The organism is Streptomyces sp. NPDC096012, from assembly GCF_040426375.1.
GTDB lineage: Bacteria > Actinomycetota > Actinomycetes > Streptomycetales > Streptomycetaceae > Streptomyces.
On the sequence record NZ_JBEOTD010000001.1, the window covers coordinates 371888 to 397019 of the forward strand.

Sequence of the window (25132 nt, forward strand, 5' to 3'; positions counted from 1 at the left end):
GAAGAACCTCATGCAGCGCGACCGCCGATCTGCACGACCTCCTGGTGGAAGTCCGCTGCGTCTGCCGCTCCGGACACTTCGACGGTCGGGTAGAAACGATGTACTTCGGCAGGTGCGACGCCTCCGGCGACCAATTTGGCGACAGCGTCGTACGGTACGCGTGTCCCTTGGATGGTCGGCCATCCTCCGAGCCTGTTCTCCTTGACCTCCAGGTGTGGCCGAGGACGGCGGAAGTCTGCGACCGAACGTCCTTGCATGTTTTCGAAGGGCGCGAAGACGTTGGCCAAGCTGTAGATCACCTCTTGACCGGGCCGACGGACAAGGTCGATGGCTCGTTCCTCCTGTACGAGGAAGACTGAATCTCCTTCAGTGACGAGCTTGTAGGCAGCCGGATGCTCGGTCAGGTCCCACTTGCGCAGCTGATCCATAGCCTTTCGGATACGCTGCAGGGGCAGTTTGCTGCGTAGATATACGAACGTGCGGAGTGCCACCACGTCGCGGAATGAGTAGCGGACCGGGTTGTCCTGCACTTCCGGCTCCAGCAAGTGGGTACGTCGCCAGCTGTGCAACTGTGCGACCGAGGCGCCGCTGAGCGCCGCTGTGAGGTCTACGGGGAAGCTCATGATTCACCTCCTCTCGCGAGCTTCTCGGCGACGATTGAATCGCGCTTCAGCGACGCGAGCATCCCACAGACTCACTCTGCCCCCCAGGCGTAGCCCGAATGCCGGAATAGTAGTTGCTTGCGAGGCGTCCGTCAGCGGGTACGACCGTGCTGGCGGCGCCCGCAGCTGGAGGGGCTTCTCGGATCGGTGTCTGGGCTAGAACCCGGCCCCTCGGTCCAGTTCCCTACACGAAGGCGAGTGCGCGGAATGCGTTGCGGACATCGGTCAGTGGCGCGCGGTCGCGGGTGTAGTAGAGCTTGTTGGTCAGGAGTGCTGCCCACCGGCCCCGAGCAGGCGAAATCCACATCCCTGTGCCGGTGAAGCCGTAGTGGACCCACACATCCTCTTCCACGGACGTACCAGGGGCGGGGTGCCAGAACAGTCCACGGGCCGGCTGGAGCCCGCCGGTCTGAATGGTCAGGGAGCATGCGGTCCACGCGGTCGTGAAGCCTGCGCTGGTGCGGGACGTGGAGCCGTCAAGCATGTAGCGGAGGAAGGCGGCGAGGTCGTCCAGGACGGTGAAGACGCCTGCGATACCGCAGGCACCGCCCAGGAGGCGTGCGGAGAAGTCGTGGGCCGTTCCCTTCAGGTGGGTGTCGGTGTCCTGGTCGAGTTCGGTCGGTGCGCAGCGGTCGGCGATTTCGGCGGGCAGGGGGCCGAAGCGGGTGGAGGTCATGCCCAGTGGGCGCCAGGTGCGGGCGGTGGCCAGTTGGTCCAACGGGTGGCCGGAGAGGTATTCGGCGAGGTAGCCGAGGATGAGGGCGGCGCGGTCGGTGTACTCGACGGCTTCGCCGGGTGACCGGTGGAGTGGCTCGTGCAGTACGCCGCGGCGGATGTCGTCCGGGTCGGCGCCGTAGAGGTTCTTCAGCTGGGCTCGCAGTGGGACGCCGGCGGTGTGCGTCAGCAACTGCCGGGCGGTGACGGCTCCGAGTGGGTGCCCGGTGACCTCCTGCCAGAAGCTGCCGAGCGGCTGGTCGAGGTCGAGGGTGCCGTCCTCCCACAGGGCGCCGATGGAGGACCAGACGGCCAGGATCTTGGTGAGGCTGGCCGCGTCGAAGACAGTGTCGGTGCGCATTGGCACGTCCGGCTCGTCGGGGTCGAGGACGCCGGTGGTGCCCTGGGCGAGGGTGCCGGTGGCGTCGCCGACGGCCCACACGGCACCGGGATACACCTTGTCGCGGACTCCCTCGTCGAGCAGGGCTTCGATGCGGTCGCGGTCGTACGTCATGGTCTCCCTCTTCGCCGGGGTATCCCGTCGGTCAGCGTAGTTACGTTCGCGGGGCGGTTCGGGTAGTGACCGTGTCGGGTCGTCCGGCGGTCGCTTCAGGTGAGCTGTCGGCCGAGGTCGGTCAGGGACCGTGCGGTCGCCGAGAGGGGATGGCGTGCCGCGTTGGAGTAGCCCGCCTGTCGCAGGGTGGTCAGCAGTCCGGGTGTCTTTCTCAGCCGGTCGAGGTCGCGCGCGAGCGCGGCGGAGTGGTTGAAGTCGGTGGCCATGCCGGAAGCGGCAAGCGCTTCGCTGAGGCCGGGTACGGGTTGGTAGAGGACGGGCAGTCCGCACGCTTGGGCTTCCAGCGCGACCAGTCCCATGGCTTCCAGGGTGGTGGACGGCATGACCAATACGTCGTGTTCGGTGAAGGCTTTCCACAGCTGTGGGCGGCGGAGCCAGCCGAGGTAGCGCGCTCGTACGCCTGCTCGTTGGAGCAGTGGGGCGAGTGCGTGGAACTGGGCTCTGGGCGCGGCGACGCTCAGTTCGATGCCGGGCACGGGAGCCAGGCTCTTGATCAGGGTCTCGGCGCCCTTTTCGGCGGTCAGGCGTCCTGCGTACAGGAGCCGCAGGTGGCTGGTGGACGTGCGTGCCGGCCGGGCGGGCGGGGCGGTGAGCAGGTGGTCGGGGATACCCCAGGGGATGTGGGTGATCTTGCGGCGTTCGATCTGCGGGGCGAGTTTGAGGAGGCGGTCGGCCATTGCGTTGGTGGGGACCACGATGGCGTCGGCGGCCCTGGCTGTCTCGCGCAGCACTTGGAGCTGGTCTCGGTGGGTCTCGGCGAAGAGGAGGTCCGTGCCGTGGACGAGGGCGATCCGGGGATGGGCGGGCAGAGCGCGGATGAGGGCCGGTGTGGCGCCGAATACGAGGTGCTGCAAGTGGAGGACGTCGATCTGTGTGGGATCGACCGCGGCTGTAAGCGCTCTGCGCAGGGTGGCGACGTAGCGGCTGAAGGCCGTCCCTTCCAGGCATTTGCCTGCCACGGGCAGCAGGTTGAGTCCGGCGGGTGGACGGGGAGCGTGACCAGGTGGTGTGAGCATGAAGGCGCGGGCCGGGATGAGGGGTTGCTGGCCGGTGTAGAGGTCGAGGAAGAGTTCGACGCTGCCGCCGGGGCTTCCGGCGGGGAGATCCAGGAAGGTGGCGGCCATCGGGCCCGTGGCCGAGCGAGCGTTCACCGCGCTCCTCCGTCGATCTCCTCGTAAAGGCGGGAGATGTCGATGCCGTCTGTCGACGCGTATTTGGCGGGCTGCTGCTGGTAGCTGGCCGGGGCGCCGAAGGTGGTGAGGAAGACGAGCTTGCCGAAGGTCATGCCCGGATACACGCGCACCGGTCGCGTGGCGCGGATCTCCAGCGTCCAGCGGATCGCATGGCCCTGGTGTCCGAGCGGAGCCGACACGTGGACCCAGATGCCCAGGGAGCCGGTGGTGCGGTCGCCGTTCAGCAGCTGCGCGTACGTCTCCGAACCGGTCCGCTCCAGCGTGATGCCGAGGTAGAGCAGGTCAGGGCGCAGAACCAGGCCAGTGTCAGGGATGGGTTGCTCGGTGAAGGCGGTGGGGGTCGCGGCGTCGAGGTCGCCGTCGCAGACGCGGATCGTGTCGCCGAGGCGCCAGTCGTAGGCGTTGGGGGAGAGGCGGCTGGGCTCGTACGGGTCGATGGTGATCTCGCCGGCCTGGACGGCGGCGGCGATGGCGGGGCCGGTGAGGATCACGATGCCACCGCCCGGAGTCGGGCGAGGTCTCGCCAGTAGGCGGAGGGCTGCGGTCCTGTGGCGGCCTGGTACTTGCCGCGGTAGGGGTTCACGGCACCGGTGGAGAGGAAGAACATGATCTGCCCGATCTTCATGCCGGCATACACGCGCAGAGGTCGGATCGGGGTGAGCATGAGCGTCCACTGGCCGTGGAAGGCGATGTCGCCGATGGGGGCGGTGATCTCGACGAACAGGCCGAGACGTCCGACGGAGGAGCGGCCGAACAGCAGCGGCACGAACGTGTCGGATCCGACCTCTTCGAGGGTGTGGCCGAGGTAGAGCTCGCCTGGCTGGAGGACGTGCCCGTCCGGGCCGATGGTGGTTGCGCGGGTGGGGTTGGGCCGGTGGGCGTCCAGGACCGTGCTCGTGTACGTGATCAGGGTGGGGCCCAGACGCACGTTGTAGCTGTTGGGGTTGACCTGGTCGGCGGCGAACGGGGTGATGCGGAGGCGGCCGTCGTGAGCGGCAGCGGTGATCTCCGGGCCGGTGAGGATCATTACCTGTCGCCTTCCGCGGTGTCGGGAGCGGTGAGGACGTGCTGGACGGCCTGGTCCAGGCGCAGGCCAGCCTCGTGTGTGCGCTCGCCGAGGTAGGTGTCGGCGAGGTAGTCGGTGGTCAGCACGGTGGTGATGGCGTCCGGCAAGGGGTCGGGGGCGGTGACGAGCGGCCCGGTCTGGGTGGTCAGATGTGACAGCCAGCTGGGGAGGTCGCTGCGTGCAGGCTCAGGTACGGGGGCGTGCACCAGTTGGTTGGCGAACGGCTCGATGCAGAGCAGGTCCCCCTGGGCGAGGGTGTCGCCGAGTGGTACGGCGCGTAGTGCCGTCTCGTTGAGGATGACCGCGTCTGCCCCGAGTGCCGTACGCAGGCGGGCGGTGAGGTCCAGGAGCAGGCTGCGCCGGTCGAGGGTCTGGTGGCGGTAGGCCGGTCTGATCGGGCCGAGGACGCCGGCCAGCTGCTGTTTGACGTCCTCGATGCGTGAGCACAGGCCCGCTAGCTCCGTGGGAAGGACGCTCGGGGCCCGATCCGGGAAGGACGTGGGGCCCGCACCCCATCCTGTGCCCACGGGTGTGGCGATGGCATAGCCGTCGGCGAGTTCCCGGCCCTTGACGACCAGTGTGTCGCCGACCCGGACGGGCCCGTACTGATCGCTGTGGCAGTGCCCGGCGAAGACCAGGTCGAGGAAGGGACAGGCTGCCGCGAGTTTCCGGTCCTCGTCGAAGCCGGAGTGGCTGAGCAGGACCCAGCTGTCCAGCTCGTGGTGGTGAACGAGCATCAGGTCGCGCAGGGCCTGCACCGGATCGGTGACGCAGTGGCCGGTTCGCTGGGCGGCCGGGATCGAGTGGAAGGCTTGCCGGCTGATCACAGCGGTTACGCCGACGCGACGTCCAGCGATGTCCGCGATGTAAAGGCGGCGGAAGAGTGCGTCGCCGGTGTTGGCGTCGACGGCGTTGGCGCAGACAGTGCGCCGGTGAAGGTCGGGTTCGAAGTGGTGGGGCCAGCCGTGGTTGCCGGGGGCCAGCACGTCGTACAGCTTGAGCAGGATCTCCCGCTCGATGGTGCCGCGGGCGAGGCGGTAGTAGCCGCTGCCTTCGAAGAAGTCGCCGCAGTCCACGATGAGCGAGGTCGGGCGCAGCGCGTGGAGGTGGGTCAGGAATGACGCGGCGTTGTGGAAGGAGGAGTGGACGTCGGTCGTGGCAACGATCTGGCGGAGGTTGCGGCTGTCGGTGGTCATGGGGTGACCTCGCAGATGTCGGCGCCCAGGGCGCGCAGCTTGCCGGACAGGTCGGCGTGGCCGCGGCGCAGCTGGTCGAGGCCGCCGATGGTTGTGATGCCTCGGGCGGTGAGGCCCGCGATCATGAGGGCGGACCCGGTGCGGATGTCGGTGGCTTCGACGCCCGCGCCCGTCAGCTGCTGGGGCCCGGTCAGGCGGCATTCGGTGGGGGAGATCTCCTCGATCTCGGCGCCCAGGCGGGACAGCTGCGGCAGCAGGTTGCCGTGGCGGCCGGGATTGATGGCGTCGGCGAACAGGTGCGTGCCGGGCAGTCCGAGGGCGAGTGCCATGAGCGGTGGTTCGAAGTCGGCGTCCAGGCCGGCCGGGCTCAGGGAGGCGATGGCCCGCAGGGGACGGCCAGTGGGGGCTGTCTCCTGGGCGCGGACAGTAAGGCCGTCAGGCTGCGCGTCTGCGGGGATGCCGAGCTGATGAAGGGCAGCCACGAACGAGCCTATGTCCTTGCCCTGCACGCCGTCGATACGGGCAGTACCGCGCGTCGCGGCGATCGCGCAGGCCAGCGTGGCTGCCTCGATCTTGTCTCCGGGCACTGTCCAGGCAGCGGGGGCAGTCGGCGGCGAGGAGGGCGGTGAGAGAGTGAGTACATGCTCGCCGGCGTGCGTCTCCCAGCCCACCGAACTCAGGGCGTCGAGCACGCTCAGGACTTCGGGCGAGAGGTTGGGTTGGCCCAGCCGTAAGGGGCGGCCGGTCGTGAGGGCGCGCAGTGTTGCGGCCACGGTCGCACCGCGAGAGCGGAAGGGCGGTGCGATGGAGACGGTGCCTGTGTGAGAGGTGAGGGCCTCGATGCTGTACCCGGAGCTGTTCTGCCGGCTGCGGTCGCCGAATGCCTCGTACACCTTGAAGTGCAGCTCCATCCCGCGCGCACCGATCCGGCAGCCGCCCGGCCAGGGCAGCCGCGCGTGGCCGTAACGCGCGAGCAGGGCGGGGACGAGGTAGTACGAGGCGCGGATGTGGGCTGCCTGCGCAAGGTCGGGCAGTTCCCGCGATGCCTCCGTTGGCAGGATCACGTAAGTGGTCGGTTCGCCGACGGGCTGTGCGACGTGCCAGCCCGCCTGTTGCAGAAGAGTGAGCATGATCTGGACGTCGGTGCTGTCCGGGACGTTGTTCAGCCGGACCGGGCGGCCGAGGGCCGCCGCGGCGGCCAGGAGCGGCAGAGCGGCGTTCTTGGAGCCGTCGACGCTCACGGTGCCGGCGAGCGGCGGCCCTGGACGTACGGCGATGACCTCGGCGGCCACGCTGGGGGCGTGGGTGGTCGTCATCATCAACTCCTCTGGAAGGGAAGGAAACAGGCGACTTCCTGGCTGGGTTTGCTGGTCAGGTCGATTTCGGCCCAGCAGCGCTTGCCGGTCTCGGTCGGTTCGGCGTGGTACCGGTCGGCGAGAGCAGCGACGAGAAAGAGGCCCCGGCCGCCCTCGCTGTCCGCATCGGGCAGAGCCGGTTGGGGCAGTACCGGGCTTGTGTCGCAGACCTCGATCCGCAGGACGGCCTCGTCGAGACAGACCGCGAGTGAGACCGACCCGGTGCCGGCATACTGGACAGCGTTGGTGATGAGCTCACTGACCAGCAGCTCAGCCGTGCGCACCATCTCGGTGCTCAGCTCCTTGTCCCAGCCCACTATCGCGCTCACGGCCTGGTGCCGGGCCGCGGTCGCTGCGACAGGCGTCGGGGGCAGGGTAAGAGTGAGCTGGTGCGCTTCCATGGGCGGCCTCCCGGTGTAGGTGGGCCACACCAAGCAACCAGCCCGTCGCCGTGAGTGGTTAGCTCGTGCGCGGGCGCTGCATGACTTATGCAGGAGCTGCATCACCGCCAACTACGGCTGACCTATGCTCGATTGAGCAGGCAGGATCAGCGACGGCGGAAGGAGCCGTGGCAGATGGCCGACGCGCATGAGGAAGCGAGACGGATCGGAGAACGGATCCGTCGGGCACGGGTGTTACAGCGGCGTTCGCAGCACGACGTGGCCGCAGCGCTCGGGTATCACCAGTCCAAGGTGAGCCGTCTGGAGAGCGGTCGTGGCACAGAGGACATTCGCGTACTACGCGCCGTCGCGCAGGAACTGAACATCCCGGCACATGAGTTGGGCCTCGTCTTGACTCAGGACGTCTCCGCCGCCGATCAAGAAACTGACGACATGCACCGCCGCACCTTCCTCGCCGCGAGCATCGCAGCGCTCGCGGCCCCGGCCGGCTCTACGGCCTCGCACACCGCCCTCGTCCAGGCCCTCCTGCCCAGTCCCGGCCCTGCGGGTACCGGTGGCCCGCAGGACACGGCCGTCCTGTACGAACGCGTTGGATCAGCACTCAGGCTTTTCCACACCTGCCACTACACAGAGTTGGAGCGCACCCTCCCGAGCCTGATCGCCGACCTGCGATTGGCGGCCGCTGAGGCGACGGACAGGGATACGGTGTCCCGGCTCCTGGCCACGGCGTACCAGACGGCGACGAGCCTGCTGCTCAAGCAGCACGACCAGGGCAACGCGTGGCTGGCCGTCGGCCGGGCGATGGCCGAGGCCGAACGCTCAGGGGATCCAGTGGTCCTGGCCTCCAGCGTCCGCGTCCAGGCCCACGTCATGGTCCGAGAGAGGCACGCCACCGAGGCCGTCACTCTCGTCCGGCACACTGCCGACCAGCTCACCGGCTCCTACGACCGCCGTTCGCCGAAGTACCTCGCCGCTGTAGGACTGCTGCTCCTGCGCGGTGTGACCGCGGCCAGCAGTCGCGGTGACCGCGCGGCCACGAAGGAATTCCTCACCGAGGCCAAGGAAGTCTCCCAGTACGTGACCCTGGACCGGCCCGACGCCTGGGCCACCTTCAGTCCGACCAATGTCGCCCTGCACGAGCTGAGCGCCCTGGTGGCCTTTGGGGACGCTGGCCTTGCCCTCCAGGCGGCCCGGCCCCTCATGCGCCGGCACATTCCGGTCCCCGAACGCCGGGCGGCACTATGGGTCGAGGCGGCCCGCGCCTACAGCCAGCAGGGCCGCCTCGCCGACGGCTACCAGGCCCTGCGCATCGCCGAGACCTGCGCCGCCCAGGACATTCGCCGCCCCGACGTCCGCAACCTGGTCGCCGACATGGCCGCCCGTGACCGCCGTCGTACCCTGCCGGAACTGCACCACTTCAGCCGCCAACTGGGAGTCCCCGCGTGACCGAACCGACCGCCCCGGACAAGAAGCCCTTCCTGTACGTCGTCGTGTGCGCGGCAGGCGTGGCCCGTGACGTCGGCAAGCTCATCACCGCCGCCCAGGAGGCGAACTGGGACGTCGGCGTCATCGCCACACCGCAGGGATTCGGCTTCGTCGACACCAAGGCGATCGAGGCACAGACCGGCTACCCGATCCGCTCCGCCTGGCGTTCACCGGGAGACCCGCGCCCCCTGCCCCCGGCGGACGCGATCGCCGTGGCTCCCGCCACCTTCAACACGATCAACAAATGGGCCGCCGGCATTTCCGACACCCTCGCCCTGGGGATCCTGTGCGAGGCGTACGGCATGGGCATTCCGACCGTGGCCCTGCCCTACCTGAACTCCGCCCAGGCCGCCCACCCCGCCTACCAGCAGAGCCTGGACCGGCTGCGGGGGATGGGTGTCCTGATCGGTTCCTGCGAACCGCACCGGCCGAGGGCCGGCGGCGCGGCGGAACGCTTCCGCTGGGAGGAAGCACTGGAGCTGCTGGAGCCTCTGGTCAGCACGGTGCGGTGACGCTGTTCCTTCGGTGTGGGAAACCTGAAAGTGGATGCGACAGGTACCTTCGCGCCCGCTGACGGCCTCGCTGCCCGCGAGGCCGTCAGCGCCGGCATTACCGGTGTCGAGTAGGTGCCGCCAGGCCGGGCTGCGACGGGCTGGATGGAGTCTGGCCAGGCTGTGCCGGTAGGGCTGCACCGCTGGTGCGGGCTTGGGTAGCTCGTGCTCGGTCGCTGCGGACCTGCCGGGCGGCGAGGCGTTGGATACGCCAGGTGAGGGTCTTGGCGGTGGAGCGGGCGTCGTCCAGGGTGCGCTGCCGTGCCGCGTGCTGGAGGAGCTGTTCGGGATCGTGGCCGGTGGTCTCGGCTTCGGTTAGGGCGGCAGCCAGTGCAGGCCACGCGGGATCGTCGAGGACTTGCTGGGCGTGGTCGGGCAGGATCATGAGGATGCGCTGGGCGTGCCGTTCCGTGGTGTGGGCCGGTGGCTTGCGCCGGGCCAGGGCGGCCAGCGGCCCGGCAGTAGCCTGTTGGTAGGCGGCCTGGAGATGGACCAGGGCCTGGTGGGCGGCGGCGACCTGCTGGTCGTGCCGGCGGGCCTGGTGCCAGCGGGCTGCGGTGATGACGACGAGGACGGCGATGTCGAGGAACATCGCCAGCCCGGACCCGTCGCCGGCGACCGGTGAGGTGCGCAGGGCGCGGACGGCACCCCGCAGGGCGCGGGCCTGGGCTTGCTGGGCGCGGATGCGGGAGCGGGTGGCGCGTTCGAACGCGGTGGCGGCCTGCTGCAGTTGTGGCCGCAGGTGGCTGGGGGCAAGCAGCGGCAGGATGTCGATGGCTTCGCCGAGGGCCGCGATGTGGGCCTGGGCGGCTGCGTCGTCGCTGTGGTCGAGGTGGTAGGGGATGCGCTCGGCCGCGGCGGTGGCCTGGTGCCACGGGTTGGGCTGGCGCAGGCTGCCCGGCTCAGCTGCGGGCGGGGCCTCGATGGCGGTCAGGCGCTCCGCGATCTTGGGGAAGGACAGGTCGGGGGCGAGTTTGGCGCCGGAGAACCAGATCGGCTCGCCAGCGGCGTTGGTGTCGCCTTCCACGGCGACCTTGTACCCGCGCACGTCACCGGAGGGGAAGTGTCGGACGTCGATGAGGACGCCCTCGACGCCGTCGAGTAGATGGAGGAACTCCTCCGGGCTGGTGGCGACGGACACCAGCTGGCGGACGGTGGTGCGCAGGCGCTCGCGAGAGGTCAGAGTCGTGCCGGTGCGGCGGGCCTTTTCCGTCTCGGCGCGGGTGGGGCGCTTGGCGGCGGTACGGTCGCCGCGCACGACCTGATTCAGGCCGTATTCCTTCTCGACGGCGGCGAGTTCTTTGTCGGCCTTCAGGTAGTCGTTCCAGTGGCGGGCGGTGCGCAGGTCGCCTCGGACCTTGGTGGCGGCGATGTGGATGTGGTCATCGGCGTGGCGGACGGCGACCCACCGGCACCCGTCGGGGTCGCCTTCGGGTGCGATGCCGGTGGCCGCCACAATGCGGTGTGCGATGTGCGCCCACTCGGGGTCGGTGAGGTGCCGGTCGCCGGGGGCGGCACGAATGGAGCAGTGCCACACATGCCGCTCGGGTGCGCGGCCCAGTCGGCGGGCTTGCTTGACTCGCAGGTCGAGGTCGGCCACGAGGCGCTTCTTCGCGGCATCGACGTCGTCGGCGCGGCCGGGGTCGGGCGCGAAGCCGTCCCAGGAGGCGACCAGGTGCGGGTCGGTGTGGTCCTTGGCCTTCTTCGTGTCGAACAGGTAGCGGATCAGGCCGGCGGTGCTCTTGCCGCTGCTGATCTTGGCGATCACCGGGCCGCCTTCGCGGAGACGGCGTGGTTCATGGTCTGCGCGATGTCGCCGATGGCGGCGCGGACGGCGTCCAGGGTGCGTTCGGTCTGGGCGAGGATAGCGGTGTCCACAGGGTGTGGATCGCCGCCGGCGTTGAGGCGGTGGGCGATCTGGTTGACGTTGCTGCCGATGCGGGCGACCTTGGCCCGCAGAGCGTCGAGCTTGTCGAGGCAGTCATCGAGTTGGGTGCGCTGCCCGGGCAAGCCCACGGTGAGATCGCCGTCGAGGTAGGCCATGATCACGGCGCCGACGAGGTGGGCGCCGGCGATGCCCATCTTGCGGGCGCGGGTGAGGATCCGGACTTTCTCGTCGACGCTGTAGCGGACGTCGACACGCTGCTTGCGCTGGACAATCTCGCGGGCACGGCGTCGAGCGATACGACGCAGGGTGACTTCGTTGGCGGGCGCGGTGGGGGACTGCTCGGCCGCGCTGGCGGGCGTTTCCTCCTCGGGCACCCCCCGGTGCCCGAGGTCCTCCGCCACCCCCGGGGCGGAGATGTTCGCGTTGGATCGGCCCTTGGACGGTCCAACGCCATACCTTGCTGCGCCGGTGGCGGTAGTAGTCATCTGCGCCTGATCGGTGGGCAGTTGGTGATGCCGGTCGTGCATTGAGTAGTTCTCCATGCGGTGTTGGGGAAGAGGTCGCGTTGATTCCAACGTGGGCTGCTCGTCCCCGTGCGAGGGTCGAGCGCAAGGAATCGAGCGCGAAGGGCGATGGTCGGCGGCGGGCTCAGTGGGCGCCGGCGGGTTCCATGTCGGACTCGGTCTGCTGCTGAGGCGCGGCTTGGTCGAGTTCGGCCTGTACCTGGTCCTTGATCTGGGTCAGGCGGTCCTTGCCGATGCGGTGTCTGGCGGCTCGGATGGCTGCCTCGATGTTGCGGCGTGAGGCACGGTCTCCGCGTCCCAGCGGTGCGGTGCGGGCGATGGCGAGGAGTTCGTCGAACGTGGCGTCCCGCTCGTGTCCTTCTTCTTTGGCGAGAGGTTTCGGGGCCTCCGGCACGTTGACGGCTGCTTCCGCCACGTCTGGGGGCTGGGGCACGTCGGGCGCGCTCGGTGCCGGCTTCGGGAGGAAGCCGTCGTCTTGCGAATGGGCAGGCGGCTTGCCGCTGTGCGTGCCGTTGTGGCTGTGGCTGGAGGTGTGGCTCGTTGTGGCGGCGACCTCCTGGGCGCGAGGCGTGGGATGGCGGCGGATGACCAGGTCGAGGTGTACGGCGCCGGCCAGTGCGAGTGGGGCGATGGCGGACAGGGCGCCGACGGTCACGTCGTCCAGGTGGAGGCCGGCGGTGTGCGCCTGCTGGTTGAGGCGGACGGCGTGCAGAGCGTTCGCCCAGATGCTGGTGACGGTGGCGAGGCCGACCAGTGCCCAGACGTACAGACGCGATCGCCAGGGTGCGGTGCGCAGGATGAGCAGGGCGGCGACGCCGATGGCGATGAACCCGTCGATCACGAGGGGGAAGGCGTAAGTGAGGACTCCGCGCACGTGGATGGCGACGGCCATCTGCCGCAGGGCGTCGTAGGAGAGGGCGAAGCCGATCGTGCCGACGAGGGCGACCCCGAGGCGGATCGCTACTGTCAGTACCGGCACGGAGGCTTGGGCGATGCGTGAGGGCAAGCGTGCACTCCAGGGGGAAGACGGGTGCAAGAGGCAGGAGGCGGGGAGGGCGGCGGACTCGTCGCACCCGTCGCATGCCTGGTCAGGGCAGGTACGGGAGCCTGGGGTGATACGGGAGGACCCGTCACAGTCGCCGGACCCGTCACGGGGCTGACCTGCGGTGCGACGTGTGCGACGGGTGTTTACGGGTGGACGGGCGACCCGTGACCTGTGGTCTCACCGCTGCTGCCGGGTGGCTGCTCCTCGGGGCAGTAGCGGGCCCAGGCGTCGGTGAACTGCGCGCGGGTGAATCCCCGGGCCTGCCGTCCGCCCTCGAAGCGGAGGACGGCCGCCTGGATACCGAAGTCCTTCAACAAGATCCCCAGGTAGCGCGGGGTCAGTCCGGTGTTGCGGTACTCCGCCCAAGGAGCCTCCTGGTCCTTGAGGAGTTCTTCCAGCAGGTCCCGTGTGCGCACGGTGTCGGGATCGCTGTAGCACGCGAAGACGCGGCGGATGTCCTTCAGCAGGCGCGTCTTGATGTTGGCCTCGTCGTCCTGGCCGACCTCGGCCGCGCACATCGCTGCACACGCTTCCTGTGCCCTCTTCGGCCAGGGGCCGCCTGCCAGTTCGGCGACGACCACCAGCGGCTCCCAGGTGTCCGCCGCTCGGTCCTGCACCGGCATCGGCGGCACGAGGTCGGCTGCGGTGTCCATCAGCGGGCGCAGCCAGGCGGTCAGCCGGTCACGTAGGGCGTGCAGGGCGGGGATGTCGCGGCGGGAGCGGAACTGCTCCACCCGCTCACCTGGCTTGCGCCGCTGCATACGGATCACCACAGCCCGGTCCATGACCGTGTCCGGCAGGTCTCCGATACCGGCGAGCGCGGCCATGGCGAAGGTGGGGAACGCCTGCGGCTTGTGCTCGGGCCCGGAGATGCGCAGGGCGGGCCGGTTGCGCTGGTGGCCGGCGTTGAGCAGGCCGCGCAGCTCCTCGTTCTTCTCGGCGGCCTTGATGCTGCCGAAGATGGTGTCGGCCTCGTCCACCAGCAGGGTGGGCGGGTCGTCACCGATGGCGCGGAAGACGACCGCCGGGCTCGTGTTCACGGTGATCAACGGCTCGCGCACGGTCTCCGTGATCACATCCAGCAGGCGGGACTTCCCGCACCGTTTCGCCGGTCCGACCACCGCCAGACGGGGCGCGTGCTGGAGCGCTGGCTGGATGTGCGTGGTCGCCACCCACAGCGTGACGGCGGTCAGCGCGTCGCTGCTGGGCAGGATCACGTACCGCGCGATGGCTTCCCGCAGCTCGTCCAGCAGCTGCGCGCCTTCGCTGGCCTGCCCTCGCTCGTCGTCCGCTGCGGAGGCACCCAAGGCAGGATCCTGGCTGGGGACGGCGACGGGCGGCCAGGCGGGTATCGAGGATGCGGCGGGGGTGGTGGGGGACGTAGTTTCGTCCATAGGCGTTCCTTCCCGGTGGGCCGGACGGGCAAGGTCCGGCCCACCGATTCGATCGTTCAAGGGCGATGACGGCAGGGACTCTGCGGCTCTCGGCGGTGGCTCGCCGAGAGCCGTTTCGTTGTCCCGGTAGGGCGGCTTCAGGCCGTGAGGTCGTACGCGGACTGGGCGTTCACCCAGTCGTCCACCTCGGGCCAGCGGTAGCGCAGGTGGCGACCGACCTTGTGCACGTTGGGGCCGATGCCCCGGTACTTCCACTGGTAGAGGGTCTTCACCGGCACCCCGAGAAAGGCGGCGACCTCAGCAGGGGTGGCCAGCGGGCCACGGGCAGCTGCAGCGGTTGCAGGGGCATTGGTGCTACGGGGAGAAGAGGTCGGCACGGGGCTCCTTTTCGGTCTTGGACAACGGCCTGGACAACACAGCCACACCTCACGGAGAGAAGTCCAGAGTTGGTTCTGAAACTCTGTACTACTTCTCTCAGCGTGGCTGGGGAGGCGAAAACAGTAAGGGTGGATGAGCGGTTGCCAAAATCGCTTCCACGGAACCCGAAATTTTTTACGGCGAAGTTATCGGTAGAGGTGTCGGAATCCGATACCTCCGCAGGTCGGCGGTGTTGCGGAGTGCGCGGGTGTCATCCGATGAACCTGGTGCACTGTTCGGCTGATACCTGCTCTAATCGCCCATACTCAGTGCGCGATGGGAAGGTAGCACGGCATTCCCGAAGGGACGGCTCGTGATGTGCCAGAATTCGATGAGAGGAACGCCACGCGGTCCTCGGGTGACTTCTGTAGAGTTTAAGAACCAACTTTTGCCATAGCGCCCGGCCGCAAGTTACAGCTACCTGTTATGGCAACCCGACCTGTCGAGATAGGCCCCGCCGGCCTCCACACCGCCCGCGCCATCGAGCACCTACGCCTCGTGCGCGGCCTGACCCAGCACCAGCTCGCCGCTCGCTGCACTGCGCTGGGCCGACCGATGACCAACACCGCCCTCAGCCGAACCGAACGCGCGCGCCGTCGCTGCGACATCGACGACCTCGTCGTGATCGCCACCGCGCTGGGCATCCCCGCCGCCACGCTACTCCTGCCGCTACCGTCGGTGACCAGCGGCGACCGAGAGGGGTGCTAGTTGGCGCGAGTCTGGATCGAGGACCGCATAGGGCACGCGGCGTACGCGCGTGCCGCAGCTGATGCCAAGCGGGCGGGCCGTACGCCACCCGGTCGCTACCGAGTCCGCTGGTACGACCCTGACGGCAAGCCGAAGATGAAGACCTTCACCCGCAAGGTCGACGCCGAGGCGGAGCGGACGAGGATGGAGTCCCGTCTCAATGACGGCTCCTACCGTGATCCGGCCGCCGCACGAGTGAAGTTCGCAGAGGTAGCCGAGTCCTGGCTGTCTGCGCAGATCCATCTCAAGCGTTCAACCCGGGGCCGCTATCGCGGCGTTCTCGACGTCCACGTGATCCCCAGATGGGGCACCACCCCGCTGGACCGCATCCACTTCGAGGACATCGCCAAGTGGCTTGCGGACCTGCTGTCCGGCGAGGCGACCGGCGGCAGGAAGCTCAGCCCCCGGTCGGTCCGCAAGGCTTACGTCGTCCTCAGCCGCGTTCTCGGCTACGCGGTCAAGGCCCGTCGTCTGGCGGTCAACCCGGCTGTCGGCGTGCCCCTGCCGAAGGCGGCGCCTGCCGACCACGTGTACCTCGACGACATGCAGGTCGACGCACTGGCCAACGCGTCGGGCGCCTACCGGGTGTTCATCCTGCTGCTGGCCTATACCGGTCTGCGCTGGGGTGAGGCGTCGGCGCTGAAGGTGGGCCGCGTGGACCTGGCCTCCTGCCGGGCCCACATCGTCGAGGCGTACGCCGAGGACAACGGCAAGCTCTACCTCGACACCCCCAAGAACCATGAGCGGCGGTCCGTACCGATCCCGCGGTTCCTCGTAGAGGAGTTGAAGCCGCACGTTCAGGAGCGGGGAGATGAGGAGTTGCTCTTCACTGCCCCGCAGGGCGGACCGCTGAGGGCCCGTAATTTCCGTCAGCGGTTCTTCGCACCGGCGGTCGTGAAGGCCGGGCTGGGCCACCTCAGGGTCACCCCGCACAAACTGCGGCACACGGCGGCCTCGCTCGCCATCGCCAGTGGCGCGGACGTCAACGTCGTACAGACGATGCTGGGCCACAAGTCCGCGACCCTGACGTTGGACACGTATGGCCACCTCTTCCCGGACCGACTGGACGAGGTCTCGAAGAAGATGCACAAGCGCCGCTCCAAGCAAATGGCCAAGGCGAAGGCCAAGCTGGAGAAAGCGGAGCGGAAGGCCCGTGAGGCGGCCGAGACCGTGGCCGCCCTGGAGGAAGGCGCCGCGTGATGTGTGCCTAACCCGTGCCGGAGCGCCGTAACCGAAGGGGCACCCCACCGCGCTGATGCGGTGGGGTGCCCCCTTGCGTCTTCCTCGGATCAGGTCAGTCGCGGCCGACGGCTTTCCTCCCAGAACCGGTCCATCGCAGCAGCGGCCGCATCCCCAGCCAACCGCTCGATGCTCTCGGGCACCTCGCGCTCGTCGAGGACGAAGAGCCTCCCACCGACGAGGTGGGTGGTCGTCTTCCAGCCGAGACGCCGTCCCGCTTCCCTGGCGGCACGCCGGACGTCCTTGAGCTCGCCCATCTCCGCAAGATCGTCAGCGCCAAGGATCAGCTGCCCGTAGTACCCCTTGTACGCCGGCTTCAGCGCGGCCCGCATCAGCGACTCAAGCCGGGCGACCAGCCTCTCGTACCGGCGCCGGGCCAGCTCGTCCTTTGCGGGCATCTCGCACAGCTCCCCACCTCCGCCCGCAGCCGCATGTGTGCCATATGTGTGCTGCGAGTACGAAGGCCCTCCCGTCCGATGGACGGAAGGGCCTCTGACCTGGCGTTTTGCTGTGCCCCCGGCAGGATTCGAACCTGCGACACCCGCTTTAGGAGAGCGGTGCTCTATCCCCTGAGCTACGAAGGCCGGGCTTGTGCGAAACCTTGCACGGAACTCGACGGACGAGTCGTGGCCGGGTCTCTTGATCAAGCCCTGGGCGACCTGGCGCTGCAACGTCGTAGGGTCACGCGGAGCCCGCGTGGTACGGCGCAACGCCCGCCAGAGCGCTCGATCCACAGAGTACCGGATCGGGGCTCGGGCGGCCGCTGGTGGTGAGAGCAGGGTGGGAGGGGGAGTCCCGGGCTGGGTGGCTCGGCACGACCTCCCTCGTGCAGTGCGCGGCCGGCCGGGTTCCGGACGTGGACGAACCCCCAGGGTCAGGAGGTGCTCGGCTTTGAGTCCGTGGGAGATGAGACGTCCGTTCCACAGGGAGGCATCGGGTTTTCGCGCCGGAGGAGCGTCCTGAAGGAGTCCTCCGACCAGGCGGTGGCCCGTAGCGGGCAGGTCTGGACGGACGCGGGCCGGGACGTGAGGACCTCGCATACGGTCGGCCCGCCGGGCCTCAACACCGGGCGCCTGCACGGGGCGTTCGGCGTGTCGGACCAGGCGTACGGTACGAGCCCCGGGAAGGCACGACGGCGCTGCAATCGGTCCACCGGTGGGGCGAGCGTGGGCACCGTGGGGAAACGGTGCGGGGCGCGGGGATGGGGTTCGCCGTCGTCGTCGCCTGTCGGAGGCGGGGACGTCACAGCAGCGGGACCGGGGTGAAGGCGGAGGCGGTGCGCAGGTCGTCCTGGATGCGGTCGGCGGTCGCGCGCAGTTCGGGGAGCAGGTCCCGTACGCAGTCCTCGACCGTGCGCCGGGCCGCGTGGGTCGCGACGTTCACCGCGGCGACCGTCCGGCCCTCCCGGTCCCGTACCGGCACGGCGATCGACCGGAGCCCGGACTCCAGCTCCTCGTCGACGAGCGCGTAGCCCCGCTCGCGGATCCCGGCAAGTGCCGGGGGCGGTGGTTCGGCGGTGTCGGCCAGCAGGACGCGGCCGAGCGAGGTCTCCTCGGCCGGCAGCCGGGTGCCCACGGTGATGTGCACGGTCAGGACCCGGCTCGCCCCCGCCCCCGCCGTGTACTGGATCTGGGTGCCGTCAGCCGTCAGCACCGCCAGCGCCGTCGCCTCGTGCAACCGGTCCGTCAGCGCCCGCAGACGGGGCTCGGCCAGCCGGGGCAGCGTGCTGCGCGACAGTGGTGGGAAGCCCAGGTCCAGCACACGCGGGGTGAGGGTGAAGGTGCGGTCGGGGTGCGCGGCCACCAGGCCCAGGTGCTCGTAGGTGATCAGCGCCCGGCGGGCGGTGGCCCGGGACAGGCCGGTCGCACGTGCCACCTCGGTCAGGGGCAGCGCCGGGCGGCCCTCGCCGAACGCGGTCAGTACGGTCAGACCCCGGGCCAGTGACTCCACGAAGCCCCTGCCCAGTTCCTGCTTGGAGGCACCGGTCCACGCGGCCAGGCCCGAGAGCGCGGGTCCGGGCCCGGGCGGGGGTGCCGTCCGCAGCTCCGCCTCCATCGCCGCCACCGCCGTACGCAACCGGGGGAGCAGGGTGCTGCGCAGGTCCGCCGTCGAGTGCCGGCTGGTGTGACTGACCACGCTCGCCACGCACGCGATGCGGCCGGTGCCTGGCTCGCGCACCGGCACGGACACCGCGATCAGGCCCGGTTCGATCAGCTGGTCGTCCAGCGCCCAGCCGACCCGCCGCGCCTCCGCCACCCGCTCCGCGAAGTCGTCGGCCACCCGCTCCGTGAAGTCGTAGGCCACGCGCTCCGCGAAGTCGTCGGCCACCCGCTCCGTGAAGTCGTAGGCCACGCGCTCCGCGAAGTCGTCGGCCACCCGCCCCGCGAATTCGTCCGCCACTCGCCCCGCGAAGTCGTCGGCCGTCGGCTTCGCGGAGTCGTCGGCCGTGGGCCGGGGCTCGGGCGCCGACTCTGAGGTGGGCGGCGCGAGTTCGGGCGTGGTCGGCGCGAGTTCGGGCGTGGGGGGAGTGAGTTCGGGCCTGGGATCCGGTGTGAGGGGCGGCGCCGGCTGGGGTACGGGCGTGGCCTCGGCAGTCGGCTCGGGTGCGAGTGCGGTGCGTGGTGGTACCGCCGGGAAGGAGCCGTCCGTGGGGTCCCGACGTCGCCTCGTACGCCACCGCTCCCAGTCCGCTTCCGTCCATGCGGTCGCGAACAGGGCTCCCGGCGCGGTGCGTTCGGCCGGGAGCAGGTCGCCGATGCGGAAGCTCACGGACATCGCCCGGCGGCGGGTGGCCTGGTGGATGAAGCGGACGCCGTCGAGGTCGGCGACCGCGAGGGAGACCGACTCGTCCAGTTCGTCGGCCAGGGCGTCGGCGTGCGCGCCGAGCAGCGCGGGCAGGCGCAGGGCGGCCAGGTAGGCGTTGCCCAGCTCCATCACGCGCGGGGTGAGGACGACGTCCCGGCCGTCGATGCGGACGTGGCCCATGCGGGCCAGGGTCGCGGTGATCCGGTCGACCGTGGACCTGGCGAGCCCGGTGGCCCGTTCCAGCGCACTCGGGCTCAGCGAGCCGCCCGCCTCGGTCAGTTGCCGTAGCACCCCGATCCCGCGCACCAATGGGCCGACCACCTCCGCAGGAGCCCCGGCTGCCCCGGCCGCACTCGTGGCACCTGCCGTCCCGGTCGGCGGCCCGTCCTCGGCGCGGTCACCGGCATCCTGGGAGGTCTTCGCGGGCATCGTCTCTCCGGTACGGCGTACGGACACGCCTACGGTAGACCCCGCCGCCCCGTGTGCTCCGCACCTCTGCCGCCCCCGGCGGCGCCCCCGCCCCCTACCCCCGCGTGACCCGCACCCGGTAGTTGTCGTTCTCGTCCGCCTTCAGCACCTGCACCGTGATGGCGTGGCGGGGGTCCTTGAAGGTTTCTCCGGGGGCGAAGGGGGCGTCGGAGAGTTCGGCGTGGACGTTGGGGCTGCGGGTGCAGCCGCCGCTGCCCGGGTGGCTGTCGTAGACCGTGACCGGACCGCGTCCGGTGTCGACCGTGGCGTCCACCTTGTAGATCAGGATGCCCGGCCGGCACACCGTCTCGTCGTTGCCGCCCTGTGTGCGCAGCTCCAGCGCATAGGCCGTCCGTGCGTCGACGGGTATGAGGACCAGTTTGCCGCCGCCCGGCTTGTACAGCGGCGTCAGGACGTAGTCGGCGCTGCCCCGTGCCGCCGCGCAGCCGACCTGGTTGCCGTCCAGCCAGCCCAGCTTCCACTTGTGCCAGCCCAGCACGTCGTTGTTGGCGCCCCAGTCCTCGCTCATGATGTCCCAGTGCCCGACCGCGCCCCCGCCCTCCTGCGTGTACAGGTCGGGCAGGCCGAACGTGTGGCCGTTCTCGTGCGGAAGCACCCGGTAGCCGGTGCGGGTGTAGGAGCCGGAGCCGTCGTCCTGGCGGGAGTAGACGAAGGAGGCGTTGGCGACGGGCACGCCGTCGGCCGTCGGGGCCTCCCCGTTCCCGGCGAAGCTGACGGACAGCACCGTGTCCAGTGCGGAGGGGCCGGCGTTCGGGGTGACCAGCACGTTCAGCAGGTCGTACGAGCGGAAGTCCACCTTCGGGTCGGCCGCGGCCACGATGTCCTGCACCAGCTGCCGGTAGCCGGGATCGAAGGGGGCGCCGCGCTCTATGCCGTACTCCTTGAAGCTCTTCGGCATCCGCAGCCAGCTGGTGATGGGGGTCTCGGGCCGGTAGTCGAGGCGGCCGTAGGACGCGTTGTGGAACCACTCCTGGGTCTGCGGGAAGAACTCGCGGAAGCGGTCCATGGCACTGCCCCTGCCGGGCGCGTCCGAGAAATCGATCATCAGGGTCAGGGCGTGGACCGTCCCCAGGGAGCGGGAGTAGCCGCGCGGGGTGGGGACCCCCTCGGTCATCTGCACCTCCACACCGCTGTGGATCATGCAGGGGGACAGGGCGGTGGAGCGGGCCAGGCCGATGGGCCCGGCGGTGGTGGGCGCCGTCAGATGTCCGGTCCCGGCCGAGGTGCTGACCGTGAGGGTCAGCACGGTCACCGCGGCGAGGGCGGCCACCCGGCGCGGTTGTATCCGGCGTGGGCCTGGGCGGTCCGGGCTTGTGCGGTCCTGGCCTGTGCGATCCGGGCCTGGGCGGTCTGGGCTTGTGCGATCCCGGCCCGTGCGGTCCGGGCCTGGGCGGTCCGGGCTTGTACGATCCCGGCCCGTGCGGTCCGGGCCTGGGCGGTCTGGGTTTGTGCGATCCGGTCCTGTGCGGTCCTGGCCTATGCAGGCCCGGTTTATGTGATCCGGGCGTATGCGGTGCGCGTGTATGCGGCGGCGGGGTGAGTGCGGCTGCATGCATGGACCTCTCGCTCCACGGCAGCCCCCGGTCTCCGGCTGCACCCTTTCGATCACCCTGTGTCGGCAGGGTGGTGGGCGCGCGCTGGGGGAGACCGAACGTGGGAAGCGCGGCCGGCAAGAGGGTGAAGTCCGGCGGATGTTGAATGTGGCTCAGGTCACAGTGATTCTTTGCGGCGGTGGGAAATAACCGGGGACTGGTTCCCCGTTTAGCCCTGTGTCCGAGCGAAACGGGGATTGCCTCCCCGGATCGCCCCCAAGGCTCCATCGCCCCAGCGCCTCACCTCATCGCCCTCAACGCCTCGAAGGAGTACGCCGTGCCGACCGCGACCTCCCCCGCGCCGCACAAGGTGCCCCGGCCCCGTGCCGACGCCGTGCGCAACCGGGAGCGGATCGTCACCGCCGCCCGCGAAATGTTCGTCGAGCACGGTCCGGACGTGCCGCTGGACGAGATCGCCCGCCGGGCCAGCGTGGGCAACGCCACGGTGTACCGCAACTTCCCCGACCGCGAGGCCCTCGTCCGCGAGGTCGTCTGTTCCGTCATGGACCGGACGGCCGAGGCGGCCGAAGTGGCCCTCGCCGAGACCGGGGACGCCTTCGCGGCCCTGGAGCGCTTCGTGCACGCCGCCGCCGACGAGCGGATCAGCGCGCTGTGCCCGATGATCTCCGACAGCTTCGACCGGCACCACCCCGACCTGGAAGCCTCCCGGGAGCGAGTCGAGCAGCTCGTGGAAGAGGTCATGGGCCGGGCCAAGGCGGCCCGACAGCTCCGGCCCGACGTCGGCGTCGGCGACCTGCTGATCGCCGTGGCCCAGCTCAGCCGGCCCCCGGCCGGTACGGACTGCCTCCACGGCGACCGCTTCGTCCACCGCCACCTCCAGCTGCTCCTCGACGGCCTGCGGGCACCCGCCCACTCCGCCCTGCCGGGTACGGCCGTCACGATCAAGGAGCTGCGCCCGTCCTGAAAGACCAGCGACCGATCAGCGACCGACCAGCGACCGATCAGCGACCACCGGTGACCGTAACGGCAACAGTGACCGAAACGGCAACAGCGAGCGAAACAGCAGCAACGACCGAAACCGAAGCGCGACCGAAACGGCAACAGCGATCGAGGCGGCAACGGGGCCGTGCCGAACGCACCAGCCGCGCCGACCGGGCAGACCGAGCCGATGAGCGGCCGGCGCGGAACCGGTGACCGGCCGGAGCCGGTGATCCACCGACGCCGGATCCGGTGACCGACCGGCGCCCGATCCGACCATCGACCCGGCACCGGCCACGTGCGCGCCGAGCCCACACCTAGACCACTCCTGGCACCCAGTACCGGCGCCCACGCGCCGCGCTGCGCCGGCACGTTCCCTTCAGCTCCGCTTTCTCACCGTTTTTCCTTCATCTCCCTCATCACTGTCATCTCCGTCATTTCCGTCACGAGGTCCCGAAGTGGGTACATCCATGTCCGACACAGCCCTCAAGGCTCCCGGCGTCGCCGCACCGAGAGGTGACGCCAACCGCTGGAAGGCGCTCGTCTTCATCGCGCTCGCCCAGCTGATGGTCGTCCTCGACGCCACCATCGTGAACATCGCCCTTCCCTCCGCCCAGCAGGACCTCGGCATATCCGACGGCAACCGGCAGTGGGTCGTCACGGCCTACGCCCTCGCCTTCGGCGGCCTGCTGCTCTTCGGTGGCCGCATCGCCGACCTGTGGGGACGCAAGCGCGCCTTCGTGCTGGGCCTCGGCGGGTTCGCCGCCGCCTCCGCGCTCGGCGGTGCCGCCACCACCGGCACGATGATGTTCGGCGCCCGCGCCCTCCAGGGTGTTTTTGGCGCCCTGCTCGCGCCGGCCGCGCTGTCGCTGCTGGCCGTGATGTTCACCGACGCCAAGGAACGCGCCAAGGCGTTCGGCATCTACGGCGCGATCGCCGGTGGCGGCGGTGCCGTCGGCCTCATCCTCGGCGGCTTCCTCACCGAGTACCTGGACTGGCGCTGGACCTTCTTCGTGAACGTCCCGTTCGCCGTCGTCGCCGCGGCGGGCGCCTACTTCGTCATCCGGGAGCCGGAGGGCGGCCGCAACCGCTCCCCGCTCGACATCCCCGGCGTGATCCTGTCCACCCTCGGCCTGGTCGCGCTCGTCTACGGCTTCACCCGCGCCGAGTCCGACGGCTGGGGCGACGCGGTGACCGTCTCGATGTTCGTGGGCTCCGTGGTGCTGCTGCTCGCGTTCGTGATCGTCGAGTCCCGGGTCAAGGCCCCGCTGCTGCCGCTGCGCGTGGTGACCGACCGCAACCGCGGCGGCATCTACCTCTCCCTCGGTCTCGCGATCATCGGCATGTTCGGCCTGTTCCTCTTCCTGACCTACTACCTGCAGGTCGTGAAGGGCTACTCGCCGGTCAAGTCCGGCTTCGCCTTCCTGCCGATGGTGGCGGGCATGATCACCGGCTCGACCCAGATCGGTACCCGCCTGATGACCCGGGTGCCGGCCCGCCTGCTGATGGGCCCCGGCTTCCTGGTCGCCGGTCTCGGCATGCTGCTGCTGACCCAGCTGGAGATCGACTCCTCGTACACCACGCTGCTGCTGCCGGCCATGGTGCTGCTCGGCCTCGGCATGGGTACGGCGTTCATGCCCGCCATGTCCCTGGCCACCCAGGGCGTCGAGCCCCGGGACGCCGGTGTCGCCTCCGCGATGGTCAACACCTCGCAGCAGGTGGGCGGCGCGATCGGGACCGCCCTGCTGAACACCATCGCCGCCTCGGCGACCGCGTCGTACGTCAAGGACCACATCGCCGGTGCGGCCGCCAAGCCGCAGCAGGAGCTGGTCAGGCTGCAGGGCATGGTGCACGGCTACAGCACGGCGATCTGGTTCGCCGTCGGCATCCTCGCGCTCGCCTCGCTGATCGCCTTCACCTTCGTCAACGCCGGCCGGCCGGGCAGCGGCACCCCGGTGGCCTCCGGCGAGGGCGCCGAGGACGAGTTCAAGGTGCCGGTGGTCGCCCACTGACCGCCCCCACGGCGGCCGGTGGTCGCCCACTGACCGCCCCCACGGCGGCCGGTGGTCGCCCACGGACCGCCCCCACGGCGGCCGGTGGTCGCCCACTGACCGCCCCCACGGCGGCCGGTGGTCGCCCACTGACCGCCCGCACGGCGGCCCGTACGGCGCCTTGAGGGCGGTCTGCGCGACGACTTGACCGTGGTCTGCGCGGTGACTCGGGGGTGGCCTGTACGGCGGCGCCTCGACGACCGCCCGTACGGCGGCTCAGCGGAGCCAGGGCAGGTCCGCACCCGCTTCGTCGGGCTGGAGGCCCTCGGCGACGATCTCCATGATCTCGCCGAGGGCCTTCTGCTGTTCCGGGCTCAGCCGGTCGAACAGCGCCTGACGCACGGCGGTCACATGGCCGGGCGCGGTACGCCGCAGCACCTCCACGCCCTCCTCGGTGAGCACGGCGAACTGGCCGCGCTTGTCGGAGGGGCAGTCCTCGCGGCGCACCCAGCCGCTCTTCTCCAGCCGGGCGATCGCGTGGGACAGCCGGGAGCGGGTGATCTTCGCGTTCCTCGCCAGCTCGGTCATCCGCAGCCGGCGGCGCGGTGCCTCGGCGAGGCCGACGAGGAGGCCGTAGTAGATGTGCGGCATGCCCGCGTCGCGCTGGAGCTGCCGGTCGAGGTGGTCCTCCAGCAGGGTGGTGGCGTGCAGGTAGGCGCGCCAGACGCGCTGTTCCTCGTCGGTGAGCCAGCGGTGGCCCGCGGCGGAGTCCGGTGCCGTAGTCATGCGTCAACTCTACGAGGCGCCTCCTTGAAACTTGAACAAGTCAGGCGTATTCTCGTGATGAGAGCTTGAGAGTTAAAGC

The 25132-nt window shown here is 69.9% G+C and carries 23 protein-coding genes and 1 tRNA gene; 6 read left to right on the forward strand and 18 right to left on the reverse strand.

Going from position 1 to position 25132, the window contains the following annotated elements; all coding sequences use genetic code 11:
- Window positions 1–8: 8 nt before the first annotated feature.
- From ABVB68_RS01780 to ABVB68_RS01815, 8 genes are all read right to left on the reverse strand, one after another.
- Complete coding sequence (locus tag ABVB68_RS01780) at window positions 9–623, reverse strand: DUF433 domain-containing protein (RefSeq protein WP_353599019.1); 615 nt, start codon at window positions 621–623, stop codon at window positions 9–11.
- Between the two features lie 223 nt (window positions 624–846).
- Window positions 847–1890 (reverse strand): serine hydrolase domain-containing protein, encoded by a 1044-nt coding sequence (locus ABVB68_RS01785; protein ID WP_353599020.1) that lies wholly within the window; start codon window positions 1888–1890, stop codon window positions 847–849.
- 95 nt (window positions 1891–1985) lie between these two features.
- Window positions 1986–3074, reverse strand: coding sequence for a glycosyltransferase family 4 protein (locus tag ABVB68_RS01790; protein ID WP_353599146.1), 1089 nt, complete (start codon window positions 3072–3074; stop codon window positions 1986–1988).
- A 23-nt stretch (window positions 3075–3097) separates the two neighbouring features.
- A complete protein-coding gene (locus tag ABVB68_RS01795) occupies window positions 3098–3634 on the reverse strand; it encodes a dCTP deaminase (RefSeq protein ID WP_353599021.1) in 537 nt (178 codons plus the stop codon).
- Window positions 3631–4170 carry a dCTP deaminase gene (gene dcd, locus ABVB68_RS01800; RefSeq protein WP_353599022.1) on the reverse strand — a complete coding sequence of 180 codons (540 nt, stop codon included), beginning with the start codon at window positions 4168–4170 and terminating at the stop codon, window positions 3631–3633. Before dcd ends, ABVB68_RS01795 begins: the two co-directional genes overlap by 4 nt.
- Window positions 4170–5405, reverse strand: a complete 1236-nt coding sequence (locus tag ABVB68_RS01805) for a metallophosphoesterase (RefSeq protein ID WP_353599023.1) — start codon at window positions 5403–5405, stop codon at window positions 4170–4172. Before ABVB68_RS01805 ends, dcd begins: the two co-directional genes overlap by 1 nt.
- Entirely contained in the window at window positions 5402–6721 is a 1320-nt protein-coding gene (locus ABVB68_RS01810; RefSeq protein ID WP_353599147.1) for a carboxyvinyltransferase, read from the reverse strand. Before ABVB68_RS01810 ends, ABVB68_RS01805 begins: the two co-directional genes overlap by 4 nt.
- 2 nt (window positions 6722–6723) lie before the next feature.
- Complete coding sequence (locus tag ABVB68_RS01815) at window positions 6724–7161, reverse strand: ATP-binding protein (protein ID WP_353599024.1); 438 nt, start codon at window positions 7159–7161, stop codon at window positions 6724–6726.
- 174 nt (window positions 7162–7335) lie between these two features.
- Between ABVB68_RS01815 and ABVB68_RS01820 the strand changes: the two genes are divergently transcribed.
- Window positions 7336–8607, forward strand: coding sequence for a helix-turn-helix domain-containing protein (locus ABVB68_RS01820; protein WP_353599025.1), 1272 nt, complete (start codon window positions 7336–7338; stop codon window positions 8605–8607).
- Window positions 8604–9158, forward strand: a complete 555-nt coding sequence (locus ABVB68_RS01825) for a flavoprotein (protein ID WP_353599026.1) — start codon at window positions 8604–8606, stop codon at window positions 9156–9158. The genes ABVB68_RS01820 and ABVB68_RS01825 overlap by 4 nt, the downstream gene beginning before the upstream one ends.
- 97 nt (window positions 9159–9255) lie before the next feature.
- Here the strand turns inward: ABVB68_RS01825 and ABVB68_RS01830 are convergent, their stop codons facing one another.
- From ABVB68_RS01830 to ABVB68_RS01850, 5 genes are all read right to left on the reverse strand, one after another.
- Complete coding sequence (locus ABVB68_RS01830; protein WP_353599027.1) at window positions 9256–10965, reverse strand: relaxase/mobilization nuclease domain-containing protein; 1710 nt, start codon at window positions 10963–10965, stop codon at window positions 9256–9258.
- Window positions 10962–11612, reverse strand: coding sequence for a plasmid mobilization relaxosome protein MobC (mobC, locus tag ABVB68_RS01835; RefSeq protein ID WP_353599148.1), 651 nt, complete (start codon window positions 11610–11612; stop codon window positions 10962–10964). Before mobC ends, ABVB68_RS01830 begins: the two co-directional genes overlap by 4 nt.
- 121 nt (window positions 11613–11733) lie before the next feature.
- Window positions 11734–12615 (reverse strand): DUF2637 domain-containing protein, encoded by an 882-nt coding sequence (locus tag ABVB68_RS01840; protein ID WP_503005991.1) that lies wholly within the window; start codon window positions 12613–12615, stop codon window positions 11734–11736.
- A 182-nt stretch (window positions 12616–12797) separates the two neighbouring features.
- Window positions 12798–14048 carry a DUF3631 domain-containing protein gene (locus tag ABVB68_RS01845; RefSeq protein ID WP_353599028.1) on the reverse strand — a complete coding sequence of 417 codons (1251 nt, stop codon included), beginning with the start codon at window positions 14046–14048 and terminating at the stop codon, window positions 12798–12800.
- Window positions 14049–14185: 137 nt separating this feature from the next.
- On the reverse strand, window positions 14186–14425 hold the full coding sequence (locus ABVB68_RS01850) for a helix-turn-helix transcriptional regulator (RefSeq protein WP_353599029.1): 240 nt from the start codon (window positions 14423–14425) through the stop codon (window positions 14186–14188).
- A 466-nt stretch (window positions 14426–14891) separates the two neighbouring features.
- Here ABVB68_RS01850 and ABVB68_RS01855 point away from each other — a divergent pair, with 466 nt between their 5' ends.
- A complete protein-coding gene (locus ABVB68_RS01855; RefSeq protein ID WP_353599030.1) occupies window positions 14892–15173 on the forward strand; it encodes a helix-turn-helix domain-containing protein in 282 nt (93 codons plus the stop codon).
- Complete coding sequence (locus ABVB68_RS01860; RefSeq protein ID WP_353599031.1) at window positions 15174–16412, forward strand: tyrosine-type recombinase/integrase; 1239 nt, start codon at window positions 15174–15176, stop codon at window positions 16410–16412. It begins immediately after the preceding gene.
- Window positions 16413–16501: 89 nt separating this feature from the next.
- Here the strand turns inward: ABVB68_RS01860 and ABVB68_RS01865 are convergent, their stop codons facing one another.
- From ABVB68_RS01865 to ABVB68_RS01880, 4 genes are all read right to left on the reverse strand, one after another.
- Complete coding sequence (locus ABVB68_RS01865) at window positions 16502–16849, reverse strand: hypothetical protein (protein ID WP_353599032.1); 348 nt, start codon at window positions 16847–16849, stop codon at window positions 16502–16504.
- 113 nt (window positions 16850–16962) lie between these two features.
- Window positions 16963–17035, reverse strand: a tRNA-Arg gene (locus ABVB68_RS01870).
- Between the two features lie 658 nt (window positions 17036–17693).
- Window positions 17694–19685 carry an IclR family transcriptional regulator domain-containing protein gene (locus tag ABVB68_RS01875; protein ID WP_353599033.1) on the reverse strand — a complete coding sequence of 664 codons (1992 nt, stop codon included), beginning with the start codon at window positions 19683–19685 and terminating at the stop codon, window positions 17694–17696.
- Window positions 19686–19779: 94 nt separating this feature from the next.
- Window positions 19780–21015: a M6 family metalloprotease domain-containing protein gene (locus tag ABVB68_RS01880; RefSeq protein ID WP_353599034.1), complete on the reverse strand. Its 1236-nt coding sequence runs from the start codon at window positions 21013–21015 to the stop codon at window positions 19780–19782.
- Between the two features lie 599 nt (window positions 21016–21614).
- Between ABVB68_RS01880 and ABVB68_RS01885 the strand changes: the two genes are divergently transcribed.
- Both ABVB68_RS01885 and ABVB68_RS01890 read left to right on the forward strand, forming a co-directional pair.
- Window positions 21615–22262, forward strand: coding sequence for a TetR/AcrR family transcriptional regulator (locus tag ABVB68_RS01885; RefSeq protein ID WP_353599035.1), 648 nt, complete (start codon window positions 21615–21617; stop codon window positions 22260–22262).
- Between the two features lie 484 nt (window positions 22263–22746).
- Window positions 22747–24288 carry an MFS transporter gene (locus ABVB68_RS01890; RefSeq protein ID WP_353599036.1) on the forward strand — a complete coding sequence of 514 codons (1542 nt, stop codon included), beginning with the start codon at window positions 22747–22749 and terminating at the stop codon, window positions 24286–24288.
- Window positions 24289–24543: 255 nt separating this feature from the next.
- Here ABVB68_RS01890 and ABVB68_RS01895 read toward each other — a convergent pair whose 3' ends face one another.
- Window positions 24544–25053 carry a MarR family winged helix-turn-helix transcriptional regulator gene (locus tag ABVB68_RS01895; RefSeq protein ID WP_353599037.1) on the reverse strand — a complete coding sequence of 170 codons (510 nt, stop codon included), beginning with the start codon at window positions 25051–25053 and terminating at the stop codon, window positions 24544–24546.
- Window positions 25054–25132: the final 79 nt, after the last annotated feature.